Annotated in this window: 18 protein-coding genes and 1 tRNA gene; 5 read left to right on the forward strand and 14 right to left on the reverse strand. The window is 60.6% G+C overall.

Annotation, left to right across the window (positions count from 1 at the left end):
• Positions 1-27: 27 nt before the first annotated feature.
• Both LOKVESSMR4R_RS16745 and LOKVESSMR4R_RS16750 read right to left on the reverse strand, forming a co-directional pair.
• A complete protein-coding gene (locus LOKVESSMR4R_RS16745) occupies positions 28-702 on the reverse strand; it encodes a hypothetical protein (RefSeq protein WP_237331828.1) in 675 nt (224 codons plus the stop codon).
• The gene (locus tag LOKVESSMR4R_RS16750) at positions 699-2,126 is read right to left on the reverse strand and encodes an NAD(P)-dependent oxidoreductase (RefSeq protein WP_087210956.1); all 1,428 of its coding nucleotides are present in this window, start codon (positions 2,124-2,126) and stop codon (positions 699-701) included. The genes LOKVESSMR4R_RS16745 and LOKVESSMR4R_RS16750 overlap by 4 nt, the downstream gene beginning before the upstream one ends.
• A gap of 215 nt (positions 2,127-2,341) precedes the next feature.
• On the opposite strand from LOKVESSMR4R_RS16750, the gene LOKVESSMR4R_RS16755 reads away from it, so the two are divergent.
• On the forward strand, positions 2,342-3,145 hold the full coding sequence (locus LOKVESSMR4R_RS16755) for an undecaprenyl-diphosphate phosphatase (protein ID WP_087210958.1): 804 nt from the start codon (positions 2,342-2,344) through the stop codon (positions 3,143-3,145).
• Here LOKVESSMR4R_RS16755 and LOKVESSMR4R_RS16760 read toward each other — a convergent pair.
• Entirely contained in the window at positions 3,142-4,122 is a 981-nt protein-coding gene (locus LOKVESSMR4R_RS16760; protein WP_087210962.1) for a complex I NDUFA9 subunit family protein, read from the reverse strand. The genes LOKVESSMR4R_RS16755 and LOKVESSMR4R_RS16760 overlap by 4 nt on opposite strands.
• Before the next feature lie 150 nt (positions 4,123-4,272).
• Between LOKVESSMR4R_RS16760 and LOKVESSMR4R_RS16765 the strand changes: the two genes are divergently transcribed.
• Positions 4,273-4,359 (forward strand) — tRNA-Leu (locus tag LOKVESSMR4R_RS16765).
• Positions 4,360-4,455: 96 nt separating this feature from the next.
• Here LOKVESSMR4R_RS16765 and LOKVESSMR4R_RS16770 read toward each other — a convergent pair.
• Genes LOKVESSMR4R_RS16770 through LOKVESSMR4R_RS20305 form a run of 3 tightly spaced genes read right to left on the reverse strand, consistent with a single transcriptional unit; the run spans position 4,456 to position 5,833 of the window.
• Positions 4,456-5,460 (reverse strand): tyrosine-type recombinase/integrase, encoded by a 1,005-nt coding sequence (locus tag LOKVESSMR4R_RS16770; RefSeq protein ID WP_087210964.1) that lies wholly within the window; start codon positions 5,458-5,460, stop codon positions 4,456-4,458.
• A gap of 2 nt (positions 5,461-5,462) precedes the next feature.
• Positions 5,463-5,660: a hypothetical protein gene (locus tag LOKVESSMR4R_RS16775; RefSeq protein WP_087210968.1), complete on the reverse strand. Its 198-nt coding sequence runs from the start codon at positions 5,658-5,660 to the stop codon at positions 5,463-5,465.
• On the reverse strand, positions 5,660-5,833 hold the full coding sequence (locus tag LOKVESSMR4R_RS20305; protein ID WP_157898256.1) for a hypothetical protein: 174 nt from the start codon (positions 5,831-5,833) through the stop codon (positions 5,660-5,662). The genes LOKVESSMR4R_RS16775 and LOKVESSMR4R_RS20305 overlap by 1 nt, the downstream gene beginning before the upstream one ends.
• Before the next feature lie 109 nt (positions 5,834-5,942).
• Between LOKVESSMR4R_RS20305 and LOKVESSMR4R_RS16780 the strand changes: the two genes are divergently transcribed.
• Both LOKVESSMR4R_RS16780 and LOKVESSMR4R_RS16785 read left to right on the forward strand, forming a co-directional pair.
• Positions 5,943-6,296: a hypothetical protein gene (locus tag LOKVESSMR4R_RS16780; protein ID WP_087210971.1), complete on the forward strand. Its 354-nt coding sequence runs from the start codon at positions 5,943-5,945 to the stop codon at positions 6,294-6,296.
• 19 nt (positions 6,297-6,315) lie between these two features.
• A complete protein-coding gene (locus tag LOKVESSMR4R_RS16785; protein ID WP_087210974.1) occupies positions 6,316-6,600 on the forward strand; it encodes a hypothetical protein in 285 nt (94 codons plus the stop codon).
• A gap of 571 nt (positions 6,601-7,171) precedes the next feature.
• Here the strand turns inward: LOKVESSMR4R_RS16785 and LOKVESSMR4R_RS16795 are convergent.
• A complete protein-coding gene (locus LOKVESSMR4R_RS16795) occupies positions 7,172-7,498 on the reverse strand; it encodes a hypothetical protein (protein ID WP_157898257.1) in 327 nt (108 codons plus the stop codon).
• A 132-nt stretch (positions 7,499-7,630) separates the two neighbouring features.
• Here LOKVESSMR4R_RS16795 and LOKVESSMR4R_RS16800 point away from each other — a divergent pair, with 132 nt between their 5' ends.
• Positions 7,631-10,855 carry an Eco57I restriction-modification methylase domain-containing protein gene (locus LOKVESSMR4R_RS16800; RefSeq protein ID WP_087210986.1) on the forward strand — a complete coding sequence of 1,075 codons (3,225 nt, stop codon included), beginning with the start codon at positions 7,631-7,633 and terminating at the stop codon, positions 10,853-10,855.
• 297 nt (positions 10,856-11,152) lie between these two features.
• Here LOKVESSMR4R_RS16800 and LOKVESSMR4R_RS16805 read toward each other — a convergent pair whose 3' ends face one another.
• The 7 genes from LOKVESSMR4R_RS16805 to LOKVESSMR4R_RS16835 form a co-directional block, all read right to left on the reverse strand.
• Complete coding sequence (locus LOKVESSMR4R_RS16805; protein ID WP_087210990.1) at positions 11,153-11,419, reverse strand: hypothetical protein; 267 nt, start codon at positions 11,417-11,419, stop codon at positions 11,153-11,155.
• Positions 11,420-11,784: 365 nt separating this feature from the next.
• A complete protein-coding gene (locus tag LOKVESSMR4R_RS16810) occupies positions 11,785-12,078 on the reverse strand; it encodes a hypothetical protein (RefSeq protein ID WP_087210993.1) in 294 nt (97 codons plus the stop codon).
• A complete protein-coding gene (locus tag LOKVESSMR4R_RS16815; RefSeq protein WP_157898258.1) occupies positions 12,075-12,791 on the reverse strand; it encodes a hypothetical protein in 717 nt (238 codons plus the stop codon). The genes LOKVESSMR4R_RS16810 and LOKVESSMR4R_RS16815 overlap by 4 nt, the downstream gene beginning before the upstream one ends.
• Complete coding sequence (locus LOKVESSMR4R_RS16820) at positions 12,763-13,254, reverse strand: hypothetical protein (protein ID WP_087210999.1); 492 nt, start codon at positions 13,252-13,254, stop codon at positions 12,763-12,765. Before LOKVESSMR4R_RS16820 ends, LOKVESSMR4R_RS16815 begins: the two co-directional genes overlap by 29 nt.
• Before the next feature lie 193 nt (positions 13,255-13,447).
• On the reverse strand, positions 13,448-13,987 hold the full coding sequence (locus LOKVESSMR4R_RS16825; RefSeq protein ID WP_087211002.1) for a hypothetical protein: 540 nt from the start codon (positions 13,985-13,987) through the stop codon (positions 13,448-13,450).
• Positions 13,984-14,409: a hypothetical protein gene (locus tag LOKVESSMR4R_RS16830; RefSeq protein WP_087211005.1), complete on the reverse strand. Its 426-nt coding sequence runs from the start codon at positions 14,407-14,409 to the stop codon at positions 13,984-13,986. The genes LOKVESSMR4R_RS16825 and LOKVESSMR4R_RS16830 overlap by 4 nt, the downstream gene beginning before the upstream one ends.
• 75 nt (positions 14,410-14,484) lie before the next feature.
• The gene (locus LOKVESSMR4R_RS16835) at positions 14,485-15,048 is read right to left on the reverse strand and encodes a hypothetical protein (protein ID WP_087211008.1); all 564 of its coding nucleotides are present in this window, start codon (positions 15,046-15,048) and stop codon (positions 14,485-14,487) included.
• Positions 15,049-15,129: the final 81 nt, after the last annotated feature.

Here is a 15,129-nt window from a genome sequence, read left to right on the forward strand (position 1 = left end):
GCCGAGAGTATTTTTCGGGGCTTGGCCTTAGGGCCGGAACCCGGATTCAATCACATTGCATTCGTAACGGGGCTGGTCGGCGAAAAATCCTGCCTCGCCGGGATAGATGAATTCGACAGGCGAGGAATCCATGATCTGATCCGGCGTCGCATCTTCCCAACCTTCGCCCAGAAAGAACAAACGATGGTTTTCGCTGACATATTGGCGACCGGATCCTGCATAGATCTCATTGCCATCGGCATCGGTTGTGCGGCCCTGAAATTCCGTCACCAACAGCGTTTCTCCGTCGATCACGATTGTTTCGCCGGTCAACATATCAAAGCCGACATGCCGTTCGGTGCCAGCATCAGTGTCCAGCGTGAAATCCCATGTATCCAGCTGCGTCGCGAATAATTCGTCCAAAGACGCCGGGTCGGGCGCAGGCAGCTGCAATATCTCGGTGCCGTTCAACTTGTAGCTTTCCAGCCATTGAAACTGGTCATCGACGCGCTGCACGCTGAACAGGCCGTTCTGTCCGATCAGCGCCAGCCATTGATGGCCCGCCGGATCCGCCGCACAGGTCCAGACATTCACCAAGACGCAATTGCGGTGCTGCACCGTCAGCTTGCCCGTGCAGCCCTGCGGCGGCGCAAAGCTTTGCTGCGCGGCGACAGGGGCCGCCAGCAGCAGCGCGATCAGCGTCAAAAGCGGCTTGGCCATCATTCTGCCGCGACCGAGGCTGCCTGCCCCAGATAGTCAAGGATTGCAGTCGCCGCATCGCGCCCGTCACGGATGGCCCAGACGACCAGCGACGCGCCACGCACGATGTCACCGGCGGCATAGACACCGTCCAGACTGGTCTTGCCGGTGGTGAAATCGGCCTTGATCGTGCCCCAGCGGGTCACAGCCAGTTCCGGCACACCCCAGAGTGTGGGGATATCCTCTGGCTCGAAGCCCAGCGCCTTGATCACCAGATCGGCCTCTTCGATATAATCGGCACCGGCGATGACCTCGGGCATCTGACGGCCTGTCGCGTCGGGCGCGCCAAGGCGCATTTTCTGCACCTTCACACCAGAGACGGCATCGCCCTCGAACCCAAGCGGCGCAGAGAGCCAGACGAATTCAACGCCCTCTTCCTCGGCATTGGCGACCTCGCGCTGCGATCCGGGCATATTGGCGCGGTCACGGCGGTAAAGGCATTTGACGCTTTCGGCACCTTGCCGGATCGCGGTGCGCACGCAATCCATCGCCGTATCGCCACCGCCGATGACGACAACGCGCTTGCCAACCGCATTCAGCGCGCCGCTGTCATATTCGGGCACCTCATCGCCAAAGGATTTGCGGTTGCTGGCGGTCAGATAATCAATCGCGTTCACGATGCCTTCGGCGCTGGAATCGGGCAAATCACGGGTCTTGTAGACGCCGGTTGCGATCAGCACGGCGTCATGTTTGCCCCGGATCGCGTCAAAGGACAGATCCTCGCCCACATTGCAATTCAGCACGAATTGCACGCCGCCATCTTCAAGCTGCGCCATGCGCTGCATGACGATGTCTTTTTCCAGTTTGAAACCGGGGATGCCATAGGTCATCAACCCGCCACCGCGGTCATAGCGGTCGTAAACCGCAACCTGCACACCCTGACGGCGCAGCATATCGGCCGCAGCCAGCCCACCGGGGCCAGCCCCGATGATACCCACGCTTTCGGGGCGTTCGGCATGCGGGCGGATCGGCTGGACCCAGCCATTTTCAAAGGCAGTATCGGTGATGTATTTTTCCACCGACCCGATCGTGACCGTGCCATGGCCCGATTGTTCGATGACGCAATTGCCTTCGCACAGACGGTCCTGCGGGCAGATGCGGCCACAGATTTCGGGGAAAGTATTCGTGGCCTGACTGATTTCATAAGCTTCCTGCAACCGGCCTTCGGCGGTCAGGCGCAGCCAGTCGGGGATATTGTTATGCAGCGGGCAATGGGTCTGGCAATAAGGCACGCCGCATTGCGAGCAGCGGCTGGCCTGTTCGGCAGCCTTGTCACGGGCATATTCGGCATAGATTTCGTTGAAATCCTGCTTGCGCAGGTCAGGTGGCCGTTTTTCGGGCATGTCCCGGTGAACGGTGGTAAATTTCAACATACTCTGGCCAGCCATTGCCGTCCTCCTCATCCTGCGCAGACCTCGTTCTAGAGCGGTGGTCTGGAAAAGAAAAGGCAGTATAGCTGACCTATATTGACAATTTTGCGCGCAAAGTGACGCCGCGACGTAATTTCTGCGGCAAATTAGGTAACATATGTGACCTATATCTGCACTTCCCTCAAATTTTCATGCGGATAGGGTGCGCAGAACGAATCACCACGGCGGTTTCCATGACGACATTTCACCTTTTGCTGGTGGCCTTGATTCAAGGCGCGACAGAGTTTCTGCCGGTGTCATCATCGGGTCACCTGATCCTGCTGCCGGGGCTGACGGGCATGGCCGATCAGGGGCTGATCATCGATGTGGCGGCGCATCTGGGCACGCTGACGGCGGTCATTGTCTATTTCTGGGGCGATGTGCGCTTGGCGCTGACCGGAACGCGCCGGCTGTTGCAGGGTAAGATCGATACCCAAGGCGCGTTTCTGGCGCTCTGCCTGCTGATCGCGACGATCCCGGTCATCATCGCGGGGTTCATCCTGAAAGTGACCGGATTGGCCGATACGCTGCGCGGGATCGCGGTGATCGGCTGGGCGATGCTGCTCTTTGGGATCGTGCTCTATATCGCCGACCAGAAAGGCGAAACGGTCAAGACCGCCGCACGCTGGACATTGAAAGACGCCGCGATCATGGGGCTGTGGCAGGCGGTGGCGCTGATCCCCGGCACGTCACGGTCGGGTATCACGATCACGGCGGCACGGATGCTGGGCTATGCCCGGCCCGACGCGGCGCGGCTGTCGATGCTGATGTCGATCCCGACCATCATCGCCTCGGGCGCATTGCTAAGCCTTGACGTCATCGGCACCGCCACGGCGGCAGACCTGCGCGATATTGCCATCGTGGCTGTGATGTCGGGCCTGGCCGCCTGGGCCGCGCTGGCGATCATGATGCGGCTTTTGCGCAGCGTCAGCTATACGCCTTATGTGATCTACCGGATCGGGCTTGGGATCGTGCTGCTGGTCATCGCCTATAGCTAGGACCGCAGGTTCTTGGCCGATTCCTTGATCACGTCATATTGGCCCGACGGACGGAACCGCCACAGATAATCGGGCAAAACGGCCATCATCGCGGTGGGGGTAATCCCCAGATCGGCAAAGCCCTTGGCCGCGTCGCTGACGACATTATCAACGGCCAGATTGGCGACCTGATCGCGCGTCACGGGCGGCACCACCAGACCCAGCGACACCACGCGCGCCATATTGAACCCGCCCGCCATGATCCGCGCAGCCCAGAACGGGATATTCACGATCAGGCGGCGACGGCGCACGACGGCCAGCATCTGCTGCATCAAGGCGCGGAAGGTCGCGACATCCGGCCCGCCCAGTTCATAGATCCCGCCGGGGACCTCGCCCAACACGCCTTTGACGGCGGCGGCGGCCACATCATCGACATAGACCGGCTGGAACCGCGTATCGGCACCGATGACAGGCAGCACCGGGCCAAGACGGGTCATGCCCGCGAAACGGTTGAAAAATTCATCCTCGGCCCCGAAAATGATCGAGGGGCGCAGGATCACGGCACCGGGCATATGGTCCAGCACACCCTGTTCGCCTGCAGCCTTGGTGCGGGCATATGCGCTGGCCGATGTCTCGCTGGCGCCGATGGCCGACAGATGCACCATGCGCGCCACGCCCATTTCCGCCGCGATCCGGGCGATCCGCGTCGCACCTTCGGCCTGGACGGCGGCAAAGGTGTTTTTGCGCAATTCCGCCAGAACGCCGACGCAATTGACCACAGCATCCGCCCCGTTGGTGACGGCAGCCACGCTGGCATCATCCCGGATGTTGCAGAAAACCGGCTCGACCTGACCGACCACGCCATAGGTGCGCACGAACATCGCCTGATTGGTGTTGCGCACGGCAACGCGCACGCGCCAGCCGTTTTGCGCCATGCGGCGGGCGATATACCGCCCCACAAAACCGGATCCGCCGAAGATGGTGACAAGCTTTGACATAAGGCAGCCTTTGTTCCCGTTCGCTTTCGTTTACCGCCCCTACCCGTGTCAGACAAGGCGCAATCAGGCGCTGCGAAAGATCCTGCGATTTTCAGATCGAAAGCCGTTGACACGCCCGCGCCGCAGCCTTATTGCCGCCCCAGCACACCTGCCCAGGTGGCGGAATTGGTAGACGCGCTAGCTTCAGGTGCTAGTATTGGCAACGATGTGGAGGTTCGAGTCCTCTCCTGGGCACCATGTTGACTTTCAGCATTTCCATCTCCTTGATTTCACTTTGATATTTTTCCGGTGCGGGCGTCTGGATTTCGGGTGCGGGCCGAGGGGGTTGGATTTTCATCGGCTCCACCCCCTGATCGCGAGCTTCTTTCGGTTGGCCGACTTCGTGTAGTGAATGGCCATTTTGCCGCCCTCCCATCCGAACATCGCTTCCAGCTCATTCACCGTAGCCCCGGCCTCTGCGGCCCGCGTGGCGGCGATCTTCCTCAGCCCATGCGCCGACTTCTCGACCCCCGCCTCGCGGCAGGCATCACGGAACATGTTGCCGAAGCTCTCCTTGGTCAGCGGCTTGCCCGAGGCCCCGACGATGAAGTGCATGTCGCCTGTCGGCCCTGCGTCGAGGCTCGCCTTGAGGGGCGCCAAGATCGGGATCGTCACTTCGGTGCCGGTCTTCTCGGTCTTCAACGTCGCCCAACCTTCGCGGATGTGCTGGCGGCCAATCTGAACCGCATCGCCACGGCGCAGGCCCGTGTAGAGCAACACGTCGATCCAGACCCGCTCCTTCGTACCGTGAGGCCATCGGGCGTGGTAGCGCTCGACGTCCTCGTCGGTCCAGACCGCGAAGCCGCCGCCCTTGCCGGTCTTGGGCGTCTTCACCCCTAGCGTCGGGTTCTCAGTCACGAAGTCCATTTCGACCGCCCAGTTGAACAAGCCGCTCATGGCCTTCCTGAAGTTTTCGGCCTGCGCCGGTGTCTTTGCCCGCTTCTCGACCCCCTTTGCGATCGTCGCCTTGGTGACCGCCGCGTAGGGCGCAGCTCCCGCGCTCTCGATGACGTGCTTCAGGATGTTGTTGCGCTGCTTCTGGGTGGCCTTGGCGAGGTCGGCGAAGGCGGTGGATCGCCGGTAGCGGTCGATCAGCCATTCGAGCGACTTCGGGTCGGCCTGCCGGTAGCGCGGCGCAGGCTCGACCCCTTTCAGCGCGTCCATGTAGGCCGCGTCGAAGCCCGGATCGAGCAGGTCCGGGAGGCGGATGCGTTTTCCGTGGTCGCGTCGGAAATACCAGTTGACGCGGCCGTGCCGGGTTCGTTCCCGTGACACATAGGGCGGGATATTCTTGCCCATCGTCAGAGCTCGATCTCAATCGCGTCCTCGGCCAGCTCGGCGCGGGGATCGTGAAAGATCATCGGTGCGCCTGTGGCGCGGGTGAGGCGGATGCGACCATCCCGTTCGAGGACGACCTCCATTGCGGCGCCGGTCTGCTCGACGGCCCGGATTGCCCGGGCAACGTCGGCCTGCCGGAACTTGGCTGCGGTCCTCGGCATCACGAAGCCTCTTTCTGGCTTTCGAGCTCGTCGGGCGACCAGCCGGAACCGTCTTTTAGGGTGCGGATGATCTGGCGGCTAAGCGGGCGGTCATTCCGGTTGGCTAAGTCCCGGAGGTGGTCTGCGAGGCTCAGCGGCATCGGGACCGTCATTCGAACAAGTTCTTCTTTCATTGCGGTGCTCCTTTCACGAATTTCGTGGTTGCCCTTGCAACATGCCGTTCACGAAATTCGTGGTCAAGTAGAACATTGACATTTTTCACGACTACCGTGAAAAGATCGCATGGCTAGAGACGATGGATATACTCGATACACCGTGCGCATACCGACGCCGCTCTATGAGCGCGTGAAGGCTGCCGCTGGCGAGAAGTCAGTCAACGCTGAGATCGTCGAGGCCCTTGAAGCGGCGTATCCCGCTCCGAACCAGCGCGAGGTCGTGCTGGATGTGATCGTCCTTTTGGCCGATTTGCAACGGCAGATGAAGGAGGCTGGCGGCGCTGAGGCTGACCTTCAAGCACTCAAATCCAAGTGCGACGAGGTAATCGCGCAACTTAAGAAAAACCCCGATTTAGCTGGTGAAGAGGGTGCGCAGACTGAGTTTGATCTAGCGTTGCTGTTGGCCCATTTCCGAACCTGACGGAGCGTGCAAGGCCTGCATGAAACGCCCGACCCTGCTGGCGACGATCCGGTCGCATCATCTTTACCTCGAATGCGCCTGCGGGCGTGGCGCTGAGGTTTCGGTCTTAAGCGCGATCGGGCGGATCGGGCATAGCGCCAATGTCGGTGACGTGGTGGACAAGGCTCGGTGCGCGGCCTGTGGCGCGAAGTCGGTCAAAGGGGTGCGGATCGTCTACAAGGGCGCATCGGACACCGCGATGGCGGGTGCGGCGGGCAAGGTTGACCACGATCGTGAGGATGATGGCGGGGTGTCGGACTGGTAACCCGCGTCGAGGGCCTCCTTGGCCTCCGGCGACAGCGCCGCGACCTTGAGGGACCGCTCGACCGTCTGGCGCGTCATGCCCAGATTGCGGGCGGCCTCGCGGGTGCCGCCCTTATTGCCTCGGCCCTCGACGATGCCACGTTCAGAAACCGGCCCGTCTTGGGCCAGTTTCCGCTTCCCTTTGATCCCGACCCTTCCGCGACGAGCCCTGCGCGGTTGCTTTCAATTGGCGCAACTTGCGCCGATTGATGCTCGCCCTTGTTGTGTCCTCTAGTGGCCCAAGTTGGGCCACTAAGGCTTGCGCCCAAAGGTTGCGCAACTTGCGCATCCAGCCCATGCTGCTCCCCTGTGATCCTGCCCGGCCCAAGCGCATTGGGTTATGGCCAACTTGGCCGAAACCTCCCGCCTGCCGGATCGTCTGAAACGTGCGCAAGTTGCGCAGGTTTAGGTGCCCAACTTTGGCATCCCCTGCCATCCTGTAAGACAGGTGGCCCAACTTGGGCCACCTGCCGCTCCTTAAGATCCGGACCTGCCCGAACTCCTTGGGGTTTTTGCGCAACTTGCGCAGAAACCTACTGCCGACCGGATCGTCTGAAACTGGCGCAACTTGCGCCGGTTTCCCATCGGTCGTGATCCGTACCCGGACGACCGCGACCTATTTTATGGCCAACTTGGCCAGAAATTCGCTCCCCTGTGATCCTGACCCACTCGGCCACCAGCCCGGCGCGTTCGATATGGCTGATCTCCCGGCGGTGCAGGTTCTCCGCGATTTCCGTCAGGCGACCATCCGCCTCGCGGCCGTCGTCACCGTCGACCGCAGGCATCTGTAGCGCGTCGATGCTCTCCCATTTCAGCTTGATTGCAGCGGCAAGTCGGTGCCGACCCGCGATCAAGAGCAAGCGCTGGTGCTGCGGAGCCTGATTTGCCAGCCCTGTCGAACAATCCACGAGCATAGATCGACGACGATAAGACTTTCGCCCTCCAAGATTGCTGCCTAGTGTCTTGGGAAATAGGACGGGAATATCACAACGATGCTTTTTAACCGAAAGACGCTCAGTCGGAATATTCAGCCTGCGACGATCCCCGCCGATCACTTGGCCACGCTGAACGAATGGGCTGATATGATCCGCTCGGGCCGCGTTTATGCTCTTAAGGAAACCGCCCTGCATGGGCAATTCGCGGTGAAGATAATCGAAGGGGTACTCGGCTATCACGGGCCTGTGGGAGGGACAGATTACACTGTCTCAGCCGAACAGGGAATTTTGCAGGGCAGTGTCGATCTGGCCCTTGGCCGGTTCGGTGGCAAGGTCCCGGAAATCCTCGCTCCGTTCGAGTTGAAAGGCGCAAAAACGAAAGACTTGGACGCCATCATGCCCGGGCGGAACAAGACCCCTGTTCAGCAGGCGTGGGAATACGCCATGAACGCGCGGGGTGTAAAATGGGTGCTTGTCTCGAACATGATAGAGCTGCGCCTCTACGGTTTCGGGGAGGGCACCTCAGCCTACGAGATGTTCCGCCTCGATCAGTTGACAGACCCGAAAGAATACGCGCGCTTCATGCTGCTCCTATCAGCGGAAAACCTGCTGTCTGGCCGCACGGCTGATCTGCTGAAAGATAGCCGCCGCGAAGACAAGGACATCACCGACAGCCTGTATCGGGATTACAAAGACCTGCGCCTAAATCTCATGAGCGCTGTCCAGAAGGCCGATACCTCGATCGCGCCCCTCGATGCGATCGCCGTCGCACAGAAGATCCTCGATCGGGTGCTGTTCATCGCCTTCGCCGAAGATACCGGCCTGCTGCCCGACAATACCCTGTCACAAGCCTTTGTTACCCGCGACCCCTACAACCCCCGCCCGGTCTGGGACAATTTCCGAGGCCTGTTCAACGCCATCGACAAGGGCAGTGATGCTCTAAAAATCCCCCGCTACAACGGGGGCCTGTTCCGGCAAGACGACACGATCAACGCCCTGACCCTGCCCGATGATGTGTGCGAGGGGTTCAAAAAGATTGGCGAGTATGACTTCGCGTCCGAAGTCTCTGTCACTGTGCTGGGCCACATCTTCGAACAATCCATCGCTGACGTTGAGCGCCTTCAGGCGCAGGCGCGGGGGGAGGAAACAGAAGAAACCAAAGCCACCGGTACCAGCGGGCGACGCAAGCGTGACGGGGTGGTCTACACCCCCGACTACATTGCCCGCTTCATCGTGGCTGAAACTCTGGGCGCGCACCTCGAAGAAGCCTTCAACGGTATTCTGCGAGCTCATGCCAAGGCCGGGGCCGATCTGTCTGACTATGCCGCCATACAGTGGCGCAGAAAATCGGCCGAGCTGGAAGCGTGGCAAGCCTACCGAGACCGGCTGAAATCGTTGCGCATTGTCGATCCCGCCTGCGGATCGGGCGTGTTCCTCATCATGTCCTTCGATTTCCTGAAGGCCGAACTGTCGCGCGTGAACGACAAGATTGCCGAGCTGCGAGGCAAAGATCAACACATTCAGGACATGCTCGATCCTGACAGTGAAATCCTGACGAACAACCTTTTCGGGGTGGATGTGAACTCGGAAAGCGTTGAGATCGCCAAGCTGTCGCTTTGGATCAAGACCGCCCGTCGCGGCAAGGTTCTGGACAGCCTGTCTGGCAACCTGCGCGTGGGTGATAGCCTGATCGAGGACAGCAACTTCGCCTATCTCGATCACGCTTTCACTTGGGAAACCGCCTTTCCCAGCGTCTTTGCCGAAGGTGGGTTCGACGTGGTTCTTGGCAATCCACCTTATGTGCGACAGGAAATGTTTTCTGGCCTCAAACCCTATCTGCAAAGCCGCTTCGAGGTGTATCATGGCGTTGGCGACCTATTCACCTACTTCTTCGAGCGCGGCCTGCGCCTTGTGAAACCGGGTGGGCGTTTGGGCTACATCTCCTCCAGCACCTTTTTCAAGACCGGCTCGGGCAAGCCGCTGCGTGAATATCTGTTGAAAGAAGCCACCATCGAAAGCGTAGTTGATTTTGGCGACCTACAAATATTTGATGGAGTTACCACCTATCCGGCGATCCTGACAATGAAGCGTGGGGCCGCGGCAATAGATCACGAGCTGCGCTTCTGGAAGGTTGACGCGCTGACCGACGCCAACTTCCAAGCCCGATGGGAAAGTGCGCAAGCGCCTTATCCACAAACAGCCCTTCGGGCTGGATCATGGGAGCTGGAAAATCCCGTCCTGCGCTCCCTGCGCGAGAAAATCCGTGCGGGCAAAAAGACGCTCAAAGAGGTTTATGGATCGCCACTGCGCGGTATCGTGACCGGCCTTAACGCCGCCTTTGTGATCGACACGCCCACGAAAGAGCGGATCTGTGCCGATGACCCGTGCTCTGCCGAATTACTCAAGCCCTTCCTAGAGGGCAAGGACCTGAAACGATGGCGCGCAGAGCCGCGCGGGCTCTGGCTGATCAAGATCGAAAAAGGATGGACGACACGCACCTATGCGGAAACCGATGAAGACAGAGCATGGGAAGCCTTCCGTTCCGACTATCCAGCTTTGGCCTATTGGCTTTATCCATTTGCAGAACGCGCGCGCAAGCGGACCGACAAGGGCGATTTTTGGTGGGAACTAAGAGCTTGCGCCTATTATGATGCCTTTGACAAGCCTAAAATCGCCTACAAAGATATGGCTGACCGCGCACCATTCCATGTCGATTATGCCGGTTCCGTTATGGCAAACACAGGCTATTTTATCTCCAGTGATGATCACCACCTTGCATCTTATTTAAATTCAAAACTGTTCTGGTTCACCTATCTAAATGTAAGCGCACAAATAAGGGGCGGGTTCGTTCGTTTCTTTTCCGATCTTCTCAAAGAAATGCCTGTCCCTGAATGGTCGGAGGAACAGAAAGAGGAGCTTACAAGGCTATCTGACAGTGCCCACAAGTCGGCAAAAACCTGCCTCAAACTCCAAACCGCTCTCACCCGCCGTATCCCCGACCTCTGTCCGCCAGACCGCGAGCCAAAGCTCACCACCAAGCTCAAGGAATGGTGGACCCTGCCGGACTTCGCCACCTTCCGGGCCGAGGTGAACAAAGCGTTCAAGACCGATATTCCATTGGGCGAACGCTCCGACTGGGAAGACTGGATTACCCGTGACCGCGCCGAGATCGTCCGCCTCACCGCCGAAATCGCTCAGGCCGAAGCCCAGATCGACAGTATCGTGTACGGCCTGTTCGACCTGACACCTGACGAAATCGCGCTGCTGGAAAGCGTGGTATAGCGTGAAGGTCGGCTTCAGGGCACCGCCGCAGACACGCGGCGGCCCTGTGCGCCTATGCACTTTGCATTGCATTCGGTTTTTCAAATCGAAAAAAACGCGCGGAGGTGGCGCGGCGGCGGCCCCGCGAGCGGGGGGTCTCCCGGAGGGGACCCAAGGGGTGGGGGTCTGGGGGCGCCCTGCGGCCCCCCCCTGTGCGCAAGGCGGTGCGCCCGCTCTGTTGTGGTGCGCTCCCGGGACAGGCGCACCAGCGGTGCACTGTGCGGCCCTGTGGCGATGGGGCTCAGCGGCGCGGTTCGATCATTCCGAGGGGGCTTCGCGTATCCGCTTATGCAGCCGCTTCACCTGCGCCTTCAGAGCGACGTTTTCAGCAACAAGCTCAGCGGCCTGCACGTCGGTCAGGATCGCGCGGGACCACTGGTGAAGCTCGACAGATAGCTGGATCATGGGCGCAAGGTCGGCGGGTGCGACTTTACCTGAGGTCCGGAGACCTATCACACGTTTCTGCAGCTCATGCGTTTCCTGCGCGGCAGCTTGAGCCCACTCAATTCTCGATCGAAACTGCATCGCGGCACCTCTGATCTCCGACTACCAGAGCGAAGCACCAATAGACAACTGATTGGAACACTCAGTAAGGTCGGGGCGGCCGCATCGCGGTCGCCATGTACTTCCTGTTCATTTCCAAGGTTATTATTTCCAAGGTTATGGGGGTGGGAAATTTCCACTAGGGGAGGTGGCGTTTCTCCACTAGGGGGGTAGGAAATTTCCACTAGGGAGATGTGGCGTTTGACAACATGGGCCTGTTGCGTTTCACCACAGGGGCTGTTGCAATTTACAACCGTGGACGTCTGCCAGTGGTTGTAGAAATGCCGTGGCAGTAGCAGTGTTTGAAACTGGCGAGTTTTGCGCAAGGCGCAGCACCCGCCGAACCTTTAAGTTTCAGCGAACAGGGCCGCGCGGATTACGTCGATGCCCATGCAGCGCACCGCGTCGGGGACGAGGCGGACGTTGCGTAAGCGTACCCTCGCGCCACACATTCTTCTCACAACCTGCTCGGCGTCGGTCTCTGCTGCGTTGTGGGGCGGATCGTCGGTCAGCTGCGGTGACCAGCCGAGCGGGCCGCGCTGTTCGGAATACCAGCGACCGTGGCGCGGTGCTGCGGCAAAGGCGTCAGCGATCGTGCGCGCCAATTCCATTTGTTGCGGGGTTCGGATGCGCAGCGTCATTGTGTGCCCCCTTCGGACAGTTTGTGTTCGTCTTTCAGCGTAGCAGGCGCGGCGGCCTCGAAGCGTGAGTTTGCTTCCTGAACAGCTTTCGCCCAACCGGTTGCGCCGCTGCGGGCACCGGTTGCTTCTTCCATTGAAATGTCACATGGCCCGAACTCAGCCTCGCCTGCGAGCCGTTCCTCAATGGAGGCTATCCTCATTCGTGGTGGTAGAGCTTTCAGGATGGCCAGCGCGGCCGCGACGGGTGTGTCGGTTTCCAGCGCGAGAACGAGCGCTTGTTCAACATGATCAGCTGCAGCGTCTGCAGTCACGATCTGCCGGATGCGGTCTGCCTCGGCCTTTGCGGCGGCATCTGCAATCGCCCTGGGCGGCAAGCCCAAGTCGGCTCCTGCAGGCAAGTCGCGCAGTAGTCCATTGATCTGCATTGCGGTCATGTCGGTCCGAAGCGCGAGTGAAAAGGCGGCCTCAGTCTTGCCTCGTGCCGTTGGGTTGCGCAGCACGGCCCCGAGCCGGGTGCGGAGGGCCTCTGCGGGGGTTGGGCCTGCAGCGGGCGTGGGCGTTGCCTGTGGCGCCGATGGGACCGCCTCGGAGGCAGTGCGACGTGACTGGAAGACAGGCGTGTCAAACCTCAGATCGGTGATCCCTTTCGCGCGAATTTCCGCGTTGGCGCGGGCGGCGATCATGTCAGGATGGTCTGCGATGTATCGCGTCATTTATTTCTCCCTTGGCGAGCCGAGCCTTGGCGGCCTCGGTCTGTTTTTCCATTCTGGCAAGCGACTTTTCGATCATCGCACTCAGGTTGGCGTGGTTATCGGGATCGTCCGGATAAACATTCGAGGGTATTTTGCGCATTTCCTCCACAACCATCACACCGAATTCGTCCATGACCTCTCCCGGCACATGGACCTCGATCAGTTCGTCCATTTTCCGCTTGATCCGGAGCTCCGTCTCTCGCGTCCGCGCCCGCGTGGCGGCATTCCCGCGCGCTTGTTCCAGAGCCTCGTCAGCTTTAATTTCATAGTAATTAATGGCACCGCGGATGACGGAAATGAGCGGATACCGTCCGGGCCCGTCCGTCTCGATGAAGCCCATCTCTCTCAATTTTCCAATTTGTCGAATGCTGACGCCGAGCAGCCGCGCGGCCTGCGATAGAGTGAGGTGCTGAACTTTCTGCATACATTCTCCTCTCAATTTGCCCTCGGCGAACGCGCCGCCGAGGGCGTGGGTGCGCCCGTCGATCCTTGGGCATTTCCCCCCTTGGGGATAAGGTGGCGCTCGCGGCTCACCAACGCGAGCGCCCAGCCGGGTGCGGGAGAGAGATCGCCCCGACCAACGCGCACACCGCCATGAGAGGTGCGCGCGTAATTCATCAGCTCAGCGCGTCGTCGCCTGCGAGGACGGCGCGAGGATCAGCGTCGGCGCGACGCTGAACATGCAGTCCGACGGCTTCGGCGGAGCGGATCGCAGCCTCTTCTGCCAACTCGAGGTCGAGAAGATCCTCGTCGATGCGGTGGAGGGCGGCTTCACGCTCTTCGGCCGAGATCGGTTTCGCCTCGTTCGAATATGCGGGTTCCAGCATCGCGGCGAGCTGGTCGCGGAAGGTTGCGCGGCTGGCGCCGATCAACAGGCCCATCAAGACGCCGTTCTGCGGAATGGTCCAAGCGGGAGCCTCCGCCCGGGTCAGGCTGCGGACATTCGTTTCCCGCATGGCAATCGCGATTAGCTCGTCAATGTCGCGGTCGAGTGCGGCGAGGGCTTCGTCCTTGGGCACCGGCCGCGACGCAAGCTCGTCGCGCTCGTCGAGCAGGCGCAAGCGGCGCATCCTGAGCTCTGCAAGGCCGTCGCTGATGGCAGCCGTGGCCTTCTTCTGCCCGGCCAGCAGTTTGCCAATGTCGCCAATGATGTTCATGCCGCGCCCCCTTGCTGGATCATTCCAAGACCGCCCGGCATCCGCGCGCCGGCATATCCTTCCGCGTCGCCAATCACCTCCTCCGGCACCGGGAGACCATGCTCACGGGCGAATTCGCGGCAGCGGGTTTCGAGGGTCTTGGCGGCTTGGAAGCCCGCGCTGGCGTTTTGCCGCCGGTCTTCGAGGTCGGTAATGGTCTCGTCGAGGTCGGCGATGCGGGCCTCAAGGCGCTTCACTTCCGCCTCCACACCACCACGGTCGCTGTAGTCGCGACCCGTTGTCAGCCTTTCCACCCGCTCCGCAGCGCGGTGGCGCTCGTCGCGGACAGTGCGCAGGCGGTCGGCAAGCTCGCGGGTCGCAAGGTGGCGGGAGGTGGCGATCTCGCCTAAATGGCGAAGGCGGTTGAGGCTGTTGAAGTGCATGAGATTTCTCCTGTTTCGCCAAAGATGCCCAAGTCGGCACAGCATTTCGACCGCCCCAAAACGCTGTGCCCCGTTTCACTCCTCACGAGTTATGATTTTGCGGATCGTTTCGGCATGTAAAACTTTGTGCCCTGCGCGATCGAGGAGGGCGAAGGTTTGGCCCTCTGCGTCCCGCTCGTGACGCGCTGCCCCCCATCGGGTCCATCGGGTGACGATTAGGCGTCCTGCTGCGGTCGCCGAAAGGTCGACGTATGGCGGAAGCCGCGCGACGTAGCGCAGCGCCGCATTCCGCTCCGCGATCCGGTGCGCATCCCGCGCCGACGCTCTCCCTCCCTCGGAAAGGCCCAGCCACTTTTGCAGCGAAACACCTTCGCCATCCGTGACCCACTGGGCAAGGTCACGGCCAATGGCCCGCGCTTTCGGGTAGGGCGCCATCGCAAGCCATTCCGCTGCCTCCCATAGGCTGCGCATTGCCTCGAGCCCCAGTGATGTTTCAGGAACGGGATCGTCGATCTGTTTCAAGACCTGTTCAAACGGCACAGGCGGCCCGAATGCCCGTGGGCGGTCAATCCCGTCGATGGCGCTCGGGACCGGTTGCATCACGTTTTTCAACGAGTTGTCGGTGTGATTTTTGCTCATACACAGACCTCCGCACAGATCACCAACGCCGCACCTGTGGATACGGCAGGAGTGAGGGAGTGTTTTCTTTTCAAATTGAAC

Source organism: Yoonia vestfoldensis (genome assembly GCF_002158905.1).
Classification (GTDB): Bacteria; Pseudomonadota; Alphaproteobacteria; order Rhodobacterales; family Rhodobacteraceae; genus Yoonia; species Yoonia vestfoldensis_B.